9 protein-coding genes are annotated in these 9388 nt (G+C 57.9%); 1 reads left to right on the top strand and 8 read right to left on the bottom strand.

Annotation, left to right across the window (positions count from 1 at the left end; genetic code table 11):
• Positions 1-22: 22 nt before the first annotated feature.
• Positions 23-745, bottom strand: coding sequence for a class I SAM-dependent methyltransferase (locus tag ACIREA_RS19045; RefSeq protein ID WP_397383920.1), 723 nt, complete (start codon positions 743-745; stop codon positions 23-25).
• A 74-nt stretch (positions 746-819) separates the two neighbouring features.
• The gene (locus ACIREA_RS19040) at positions 820-1899 is read right to left on the bottom strand and encodes an acyltransferase family protein (RefSeq protein WP_397383919.1); all 1080 of its coding nucleotides are present in this window, start codon (positions 1897-1899) and stop codon (positions 820-822) included.
• A 100-nt stretch (positions 1900-1999) separates the two neighbouring features.
• Here ACIREA_RS19040 and ACIREA_RS19035 point away from each other — a divergent pair, with 100 nt between their 5' ends.
• On the top strand, positions 2000-2785 hold the full coding sequence (locus tag ACIREA_RS19035) for a class I SAM-dependent methyltransferase (protein ID WP_397383918.1): 786 nt from the start codon (positions 2000-2002) through the stop codon (positions 2783-2785).
• Between the two features lie 14 nt (positions 2786-2799).
• On the opposite strand, the gene ACIREA_RS19030 is transcribed toward ACIREA_RS19035, so the two are convergent.
• Genes ACIREA_RS19030 through wecB form a run of 6 tightly spaced genes read right to left on the bottom strand, consistent with a single transcriptional unit; the run spans position 2800 to position 9268 of the window.
• A complete protein-coding gene (locus ACIREA_RS19030) occupies positions 2800-3972 on the bottom strand; it encodes an SDR family oxidoreductase (protein ID WP_397383917.1) in 1173 nt (390 codons plus the stop codon).
• A 3-nt stretch (positions 3973-3975) separates the two neighbouring features.
• Positions 3976-4221 (bottom strand): acyl carrier protein, encoded by a 246-nt coding sequence (locus ACIREA_RS19025; protein WP_397383916.1) that lies wholly within the window; start codon positions 4219-4221, stop codon positions 3976-3978.
• Positions 4211-6022, bottom strand: coding sequence for an HAD-IIIC family phosphatase (locus ACIREA_RS19020; protein ID WP_397383915.1), 1812 nt, complete (start codon positions 6020-6022; stop codon positions 4211-4213). Before ACIREA_RS19020 ends, ACIREA_RS19025 begins: the two co-directional genes overlap by 11 nt.
• A 23-nt stretch (positions 6023-6045) precedes the next feature.
• Entirely contained in the window at positions 6046-7161 is a 1116-nt protein-coding gene (locus ACIREA_RS19015; protein WP_397383914.1) for a hypothetical protein, read from the bottom strand.
• 12 nt (positions 7162-7173) lie between these two features.
• A complete protein-coding gene (locus ACIREA_RS19010) occupies positions 7174-8151 on the bottom strand; it encodes a hypothetical protein (RefSeq protein ID WP_397383913.1) in 978 nt (325 codons plus the stop codon).
• On the bottom strand, positions 8132-9268 hold the full coding sequence (wecB, locus tag ACIREA_RS19005) for a non-hydrolyzing UDP-N-acetylglucosamine 2-epimerase (protein WP_397383912.1): 1137 nt from the start codon (positions 9266-9268) through the stop codon (positions 8132-8134). The genes ACIREA_RS19010 and wecB overlap by 20 nt, the downstream gene beginning before the upstream one ends.
• Positions 9269-9388 lie beyond the last annotated feature (120 nt).

Here is a 9388-nt window from a genome sequence, read left to right as displayed (position 1 = left end):
CTGGAGAACAAAGTGAGCAATATCACTCTACTTTAGGCTTTTGCCCGTGAAAGTTCCATCCTAGCGTATTGGTCGGTTCCTTGTCCCATGAGTCCAACCAGAGCAGAATGATTTTGGTTACAAAACCAAATAGGAATTTGGAGGCCAGCATGAGCGGCACTTTCAGGAGCGGGGACATTTTTTTCCGTTCGAAGACTCGCACGGTCCAATGCAGCATGAAGGCAAGCAATGCAAAATGACCGCCCTGCGGATCTTTCTTCACCACAGAGAGTCCGGCATTCTGAAACAGGAGTTCCAGCCCGTAGTGCGTGAAATTGAAGAAGTTCCACGGCTCATTGTGAATCGGGGAGGATTGCGGTGTCGTTAGGAACAAATGTCCGCCCGGTTTCAGGACGCGGGCCATCTCAGCGCAGACCCCGGCAGGATCCTTCACATGCTCCAGCACCTGCGTAGAGAGCACAATATCGTAGCATTCGTCCCCAAATGGCATGGCGGAGACATCGCCCACAAAGTCCACTCCCTCGCCAGCACAGAAATCCAGCGTGTGCAGTTCCGCGCCAGTGGCCAAGATCTCCGCTCGCAGCGTCTGCTCGGGAAGCCGGCCGGAACCGGCATCCAGCACTTTCACCCCCGGCTTCATGAGGGGAATCGCTTCGTCGCGGATAAAGCGCAGGATGGGGTAACGATCCACCTGCATGCGCTCATGAAGATATTGGGGTAAAAAGACTCGGCCTAGCGATTGCATCTGTCATGTTACATGAGCATTCCATGGATGCATCCGACAATTTTGATTCCCAGCCAATTCGCGATTCAAGACCATTAAATACTAGCGGATTGGCTACGTGTCAGCCTTCGGCCCAGGGCAATCACTGGCATCTCGACCAGACGATTGAAAATCACGGCAACGATGAACGTGAGTAACGCACAGATGGGAACGAACAGCCAAGCAGGAAGGCCGGCTGCGTTGAACCCATATGCAATACCTAGCAGCAATGGAAAGTGGAGAACGTAGATTCCGTATGCGATGTCGTTGAATACCACTGGTATCCGCGTCTCAAGAAAATGTCTCGCTGCCTGAAAATTCTCAACGGCCAAAAGAATGAGCAAACTACTCCCCCCCGTCACATACAGATGCAGAATGCTGCTCGGGGGGCAAAGCCAAGGAGCGAGCGCATATACCACAACTCCCACCGCTATGACGACCAACCAGCCGGCTTGCGGCAAGTGCGGTAACTGTCGCCGATGCTGGGCCAGCCACGCGCCGGCGAAAAAGAGCGGGATCAATGCGATCGTTGGCACAGTCATCGCTCCCACTGATGGCGCTGCTGCAAACGAGATACCCAGCAACGCCCCTCCCCCCACCATCGAAAGCCTGGACACAACGAACGACAGGACTGGAAAAACCAGCGCAATGCGCATTTCAGCCGCCAGGGTCCAGATCGGTGGATTGATGAAATCAAAGTCAAGCCCCGGAGTGATCAACATCAGATGGTTAATCCACTGCGCCACATCCCAATGATTGTGCGCCAGAACGACCGGCGCGGCTGTGACCTCGGTCCGCAGAGCGGCAACCGTGTCCAAAGGCAGGCACAGAGCCGCCGCGCCCAGGATCAAGGACACGTAATACAACGGATATATCCGGAACCAGCGACGCGCCAGAAATCGGCCGACAGATCCTCCTGTTGGCACGGCACCTAGCCAGCTTTGGTGCAGCACCAGCCCGCTTAGCACGAAGAAAAAAGCCACGGCTGACTTTGCGTTGCAGATTCCCCAATTGCGCAAGATCCAACTAAGACGAGTGGGGAAAAACCAGCTCGCATGATTCACCAGCACGATGACGGCCGCAAAAAATCTCAGGGCATCGAAACAACGAATTCGCTTATTATCCACATTTATCATTGCGAAGTTGATACAAGGAAGGCAACAGAAATACTAGATCGAATATTCCACGGATGACTTGAGGTTCCACTGATCAATTGTTTTGCCCCCCCCCTGAATTATGTCCACCACTAACGAACAACGACTGGAGAACGAGATGGCCTACCATGTCTCTATTGCCCAGCGTGAACGGAAAAACCTGTCCCCCACTCCGCAGGACCTCGTGGATCGCTACCAGACATGTACACGCTGGCGCACGCGCTACACCGAGTGCGTGATTCATTTTCTAACCCTGCACAAACCCAGACACATTTGCGACTTCGGTTGCGGCAGCGGTGAGATGGCCTGCCGCCTGGGACGTCTCGGTTACCGTGTCACGGGTCTTGATGTTTCACCCGAATTGATCGAAGTCGCGCGGGAGAGGGCGCAGTTAGAGGGTGTCTCCGACAACGTGAAGTTCATAGTTGCTGATGGTGCTAGTGTGAACCTGACGAACGGGGCATTCGATGCCGTCCTCGCTATGTCGGTCGTTCATCATATGCCTCTTGATGACGCGCTCAATGCGCTTGAGCGGCTTCTATGTCCAGGCGGTCGCGTCGCGTTTCTGGAACCTGTCGCATACTCACAGACACTTCAGTGGCTGCGTGATCGATCGGCGGTCGAAAAAGACGTGAGTCCTGACGAACGGCAACTCAGTGCAAAAGAGGTTAGGCATATTGGGAAACGATTTGTTATCGAGGATCAGCGCCATTTTTATCTTATTGCACGGTTGAGACGGCTGTTTCCTGACTCTTGGGGTCACTGGACGGCACGCATTTTTAGCTGGCTGGATCAATGCCTGCTCCTCATCCCCGGTGTTTCACATTTTGCTGGGGTAATCGCGATCCTCGCGCGCAAGCGGAGTTGAAATTCCGCAGAGGATCAAACCACCGGACCGCCGGTCACAGGCAAATTGATCCCGTTGATGAACGCTGCCGCATCTGAAGCGAGCCACGCGACAGCGGCGGCGGAATCCGCGGGGGTGGCGAGGCGGCGGCAGGGATTTTTCATCGCCTCGACTTCCTTGATCCGTTGCGGTACATGCGCGCTGAGATCGGTGATCGTCATCGAGGGCGACACCATGTTCACGGTGATCCCCTGCGGCGCTAAGTCGAGCGATGCGGAACGTGTGATGCCCCAGAGCGCCTGTTTCGCAGAAATGTAGGCGGCCATTCCAGCCGGTGGCACGCCGAACAGATACGAGGTGCCCATAAAAATGACGCGGCCAAATTTTCCGCCAACCATCAAAGGCGTGGCCGCCTGGAGAAGTTCAAGCGCTGCGACGACATTGATCTGCCAGAACGCGGCGCACTGCGACGCCGTCGTCTGCGCAAGCGTGGCCGTCATGATGGGTGTCGTCGCGGCGTGTACCACGATGTCGAGGCGGCCGAACTTTCCAGCGACATCGCGCACGAGTGTCGTGCAGGCACCGGCCTGCGAAAGATCAGCGGCGAAAGTTTCCGCCTCGCCTCCAGCCGCGCGAATCTCACCGGCCACAGCCTTGGCGGCGGCGGCATTCGTGTGATAATGTAACGCAACCGGTCCGCGACTGGCGAGTGTCCGGGCGATCTCGGCACCGATTCCGCGCGACGCTCCGGTCACGAGCGATACACGAGTTTGCCCGGCGTCTGTCTGCCGCACTGCTGCAAGTTTATGTCCGACTTTCACTTCTGCTTCTCCATTCATGACGAGATCTCCTTTCACATTCAGCGCACTGAAATTCAACTGCAGCAGGCTCGCCCCCTCAGACCACGACTTCACTTCGACGCGAAGTTCGATCTGATCGCCGACGAAGACGGGCCGCAGCCACTCGATGCGGTGGCCGGTCCACAGTGCACCAGGCCCTGGCACGACCATGCCTATCAGCTTCGAGAGATAGGCGACCTGGATTGCACCATGCGCCACCGCGTGAGGAAATCCATACTCGCGCGCCGCGCCGGCATCGACGTGCAGCGGGTTCGTGTCGCCGGAGAATTCCGCAAAGCGACGCACGACCTCCGCATCGAGCGTGAAGCGTTCGGTGAATATTTGCCCGGCGTGGAATGTCGCACTCATTCACTAGGAAGCAGCCTGCTCCTCGACCATCAGCCGCGCGATCTTGAAGGAAATCATGTCCATGATCTGCTCGGCGGGAATCGTGATGCCAAACTCTTCCTCGACGGCCATCACGAGGCGCAGGTGCGCGAGCGAGTCCCATTGCGCTGTGTTGTCGGGCGCGGTGGCGTCATCCACGGTTTCCTCGGACAGGCCAAGCACCTGCGAAAAAACGCGGCGCAATTTTATTTCGATGGTGTCATTCGGCATAAGTGAGATGCAGGTAACCGGGAATCGTGAAACTGTCGAGCGGCAAGAGCGATCTGCGCCACAACCGGCCATCCGGATCATCGGCGGTGAACAAGTGCCGCGAATAAAAATCCTTCACCAGGTCATTCTTCGCAGTCGGCAGATACTCGCCTATCAAAGTGTTCGCGCCGCGTTTGGCGACTTCACGGCAGAGCACGCCCAGCAACCCTGTCTCGATGTTTCTGCCGATGATTCGGCAGCTTAGCACCAGTGTATCGATGCGCCACCGGCCCGTGTCGCCTTCCGGCAGGGCGATGATCGCGCCGGTGAGACCGTTGTCGCCGAAGCGATCCGTCACGCGCATCCACAGCGCGACCGCGCCCGCATCAATCATCGAAGACAGCTCTGCGTGCGTGTAGCGGCGTGTGGTGAGGTTGAATTGATTCGTCTTCGCGATCAACTGCGCCACGCGCTCCATCGTTTCCGCATTCACCGGGCCGACCTGAACTTTCATGTCGAGGCTCATCAGGAAATCGTCAACGCTGCCGCTCGTCTGCTGCAACGCACGGCGCTGCTCCTGCTGCTGATACATCTCGGCTCGGCGCAAATCGTCCGCTGTGATGAGCGGCGCGTCGAACATCTCGGAGTCTTCGAGAGCCGCGGCGTAGTCCGCAGGCGATGCCGGCACCTCGATCACACCGACCTCGGGCATTTGCGCGCGCACCCATTCGCGCTCGGTTGCGCTGTCGTCGAAGAACGCGAGCGCGTCCGTCCCTATGTTCAGCTTGCTGGCGATGCGGCGCAGGCTCGTGGCCTTGTCCTCCCAGTGAATTTCCATCGCTGCGAAATCGCCGGGCCGCAGAATGCCGTCGGGGTGCGCGAGAGCTTCGAGCGCCTCGGCTTCGTTGTTCTTGCTTGCAATGGAAAGAAGAATGCCGCGATTCCGCAGGGCGAGCGCGGCCTTTTGAAGAGCGACGTAAGCGTTGCCCGGAAAGCTGTCGCCCAGCTTGACTCCGGCAGCGCCCACCTCACCGACCACGCCACCCCAGAGCGTGTTGTCGAGGTCGAGCACGAGACATTTACGCGGCGGCATTAGTAATGCGCGCAGCACTCGTGTCAGAGCTCGGGAAAGGGCGATGAGCGCATCGGCGGAAAACGGGATGCGCGCGAGCAATGCCATGCGCGAGTCGGTCCAGCGGCTCGCACCGCATTGCGAAATCGAGCGTGCGAGGTCGAATGTCCAGGCGCCCGCGACGAGTGCAATGGCGCGGCTCATCTCCTCATTGAGCGCATTGCAAAAAGCACTCAGCGACCGTGCATCGAACAAACCCGGCGCGCTCATCACGCCAGGCAGGCGCGGCGGGGCGAAGTTGCACCACAGCAAGCTCGCGCATGTGTTTCGCCGAGCGGCTTCGGTGACCGCGGTGATGCGTTTGATGATGGCGTCGCGCAACTCGGCGCGCGCAGCTTCATCGAGCGCCGCGAATTGCAGCAACTCGCGCTCAGCCCAGTCTTCAAGGCGTGCGAAAACCCAGACGATATCGGGCTTAAAGGCAAAGAGCGCGCTTTGTGGATCCAACACCTGCTGCTCAATCTGGCCAAACGGTCCGAACCACAGCTTGAGCCGCAGGCCGCGCCGTGCGCCCTCAACAATGAAGAACGGTTGCAACACTTCTGCCGTGCAGGTGGAAAGCACGGCGACACGCAGCTCAGGCCACTCCGCAGTCGCGGTGCCTAGCGTGCGCGAGAGCGATTGATACGCGGCGGAGCTTCCATCAAATGTGGTGAATAATTTTGCAACGTCTGGAGGCGGCACGGGCATGGCTGATGATCGAGAAAGCGTGGTCAAAGATGCGTCGGGCCCTCGCCATCACCGCGCATGAACTGGGCGTGCTCGATGCGCTCCGCATACGGTTGCAGCTGCGCGCTGAGTTTGGGCGATGAGGCAAGGGCAAAGTTGCTCGGGCCCTTGAAGAAACCGGCACTCAGGATAGCATCGCGCCATGCCTTATGCTGCAAATTGCAGACGATGATGTCCGAGCCGCGCGCATTGAGAAACTGGCGCGCGGCCCAGGCGACGTGTATCTCGTGACCCGGGCGCGCGAGCACATCGATGAGCGAGCCAACGCGCATGTTGCCAAAGTATTTATGCCCACTCATTGCTCGGCTGCGGGCTACAAACCAGCCGACGGGTTTTCCTTCACTCCGCACGAGCACGCGGATGTTTTCACCTCCACTGCCTCGGTAGATGCGGTTCTGATTCGCGCGCGCTCGGTTGGCACACAGCGAGTAGTTTGATCGCGCTTCCTGCCACAGCTCATCGGCCCAATCTCCAAACAACTCGACCACTTCCATCGTCGTGGCGCGTCGCACACCACCCGGAGCCCGACGCCACCTTTTCACCAGCGCGAGTCCGATGGCCGCGACTCCAGTGAGTGATGCCACGCGCGCAGCTATGCGTTTCCACGACTTGGTTTGCAGCGGTTGCAGATTGGTGAGGAAACGTCCGGCGCGCAGGGGCATGAAAAGGAATGGCACATCGTGCACCTGCCAGCCCAACATTTTCAACGTCTGTGGCAGCGGCCGCGCCGCGCCGCCCATACCGAGGCAAAACGCGAGCGGGTTTCGCGTGAGCGCGTCGCGGATGAGGTTGAGACCGAGGAGCTTGTAACGCTGATCGATGATGCCTTCGGAGAGCGGGAGGTAGAGCGTGCAGATGCGCTCGGTACGGCCTTCGATCCAGAACGGCTGCCATTTCAAGATGTAGCCACCGCGCACTTCATCGCCTTCTTCGGCGACGTAATAGTGCTCGACGATGTCCTCCCCGAGCGCGTCAGGAAGCCAGCTGCTCTGAGTGCGCTCAGGAAAGGTCCACGTCTCCCCGGCGGCGGCGAGCCGCTCATTGAGGCGCTTCACAGCCTCGGCGTGGCGGTCTTCGTAGCGGACGATCTGCAGCTTCATTGTATTTCCCAATCAGCTCTCGCCTCGTGTGAATTTGTGCAGGAGCCAGCGACGCTCGAGCTGGCGGCGCTCGGAGTCGGTCAGGGTGTGATGGCCGCGCTGCGCGACGATGTGGTCGAGCACGGCGGAAACCGGCACAAACCAGCCGTTCTTTGCGGCAAGCCGTTCCATCAGCTCACGGAATCGTGCGCTGACAACACCATCCTTGCGGAAAAACTTTCCGAGATGTGCATACATCACACAAGCGCCGCCCTCGGCTTCGAGGCGGTCTTGGTTCTCCTCAGAGAGCGTTTCGAGGAATGATGTGAGCACGCCGCCCTCAGACGAGGCGTACCACTCGTTAACCCACGGTCGCAAAGGATCGTGATACGGCATCAATGGGCAGGCACGGAGGGTATTGATGTCCGGAAAGACAAAATTCCGCGCATAGGCGATGCGTTCCTTGCAGATGTCGCCCCAGAAGTATTCGTCGCCCTCGACATGGCCTTTGAATCCGCTTTTGCGTCCGAGCGTCGCCGCTTGATAGATGAAACGGTGTAATCCTGTGACTCGATCAGCCCCCCAGTACAAATTTTCGCGGCAGCCGGTGTGGTTCGCCATCGAACGCGGCGGATGGCCGAAAATCTCCTCGAAGCGCCGCAGCCCGGCCAAGGTGCGCTCGCGCTTCGAGTGATGGCAGCAAGCGTTGTGAAAACCAATCTCGAATCCTTCGGTCTGAAGCTGCAAGGCCCATGCGCGGTAATCGTCCTCCGCGCAAGTAGCACCCCCGACGACGACCGGCGGCTCCGTCGCCTCGAGCGCCCAGACCGATTTCGTCGTGCGGAAGCCGAGATCTCGGAGCAGCGCATAGACCGGTGCCGAGTTTGCCACCGTAGAAGCATCGGTGTCATCGAAAATGGTGAAGGCGAATTTTTTTCCGTCAGGCCACTGGATGGGGGGGGGAGACATGAGCTTTATCCTCTCGATACAATCATTCTGCGCAGCGGGCATCAACTAAGACTTTTGAAGCATGACACAAGGCTCTTGAAATAACCTCACCTGCCCGCCCATCTCCGAAAGGGCTGGGACGACCTGCCAGATCACGACAGATCTCTATATTCAACAGATAGACCGACGCTCGCTCAAGAATTTTTTGCGCATCTGTTCCCACAAGTTCTGCGCAGCCTGCCGTCACGGCTTCTGGCCTCTCCGTGGTGGTTCTCAAAATCAAGATGGGTTTTCCAAAAGAAGGTCCTTCCTCTTGAATTCCGCCTGAGTCCGTCAATATCAAAACTGCCTTGTTCATGCACCAGAGCAAGGGCAGATAGTCCAGCGGTGCCACCAGCGAAATGCGCTCCTGCCTCCCCAATTTTGCCAGAACCAATTGTTTAACAATCGGATTGGGATGCACCGGAAACAAGATTTGAATATCATCAAAGCGTTCCACCAAGGCCAGTAGCGCGTCACAAATGTTCTCCATGGGTTCTCCAAAGGATTCCCTTCGATGACAGGTCACCAAAATCAGGCGTCTTCCTTCCGCCAGGACCACATCAAGCCCCTCGGGCGGCTCTGATGGTAGTCTACCTTTCATCCACAAGACAGAGTCAACAACCGTGTTGCCTGTCACGATATTAATGTCGTCGCTAATGCCCTCTCTCCGTAAATTTTCCGCCGCCGCTGCGGTAGGGGGAAAATGAAGGTCCGTGATCCGGCTGATAAACACCCGATTGATTTCCTCAGGGAATGGCGAAAGACGATCCAACGTTCGCAGGCCGGCTTCAACATGAGCTATTCGAATGCGGCGGTAGAAGGCGGCAAGCGCTCCGGTCATCGCCGTCGTCGTGTCCCCCTGCACAACGACCCAATCCGGATTTTCCTGCTCATACAAAGCGTCAAGCGATGTCAGCAAGCGTGCGGTAAGTGATGCGAGCGACTGGCCAGGCACCATCGTATCAAGGACAACGTCAGGCTTGAGATCGAAGGCACCAAGCGCCTTCAAGCCCATCTCCCGATGCTGTCCAGAGAAACAAATCCGGCACACAATACCTTGAGTTTCTCTCAACGCCCGAATCACCGGAGCCAACTTGATCGCCTCAGGGCGAGTGCCGAATACACAAAGAACCTTCATGCGAATAGTTGATTGATCGAATGTACCAAGCTCCTTGCTAAGGCCCTTGGTCCACGAGAAGAAAAATGATTTTGATTCAGAGCCGTCACGAGATTAAACAAGCTGCCGCCCTCGGTGAAA

The organism is Prosthecobacter sp., from assembly GCF_044373815.1.
Taxonomy (GTDB): domain Bacteria; phylum Verrucomicrobiota; class Verrucomicrobiia; order Verrucomicrobiales; family Verrucomicrobiaceae; genus Prosthecobacter.
Note: the sequence above shows the minus strand (reverse complement) of the source record. Positions and strands in the feature narration are given on the sequence as shown.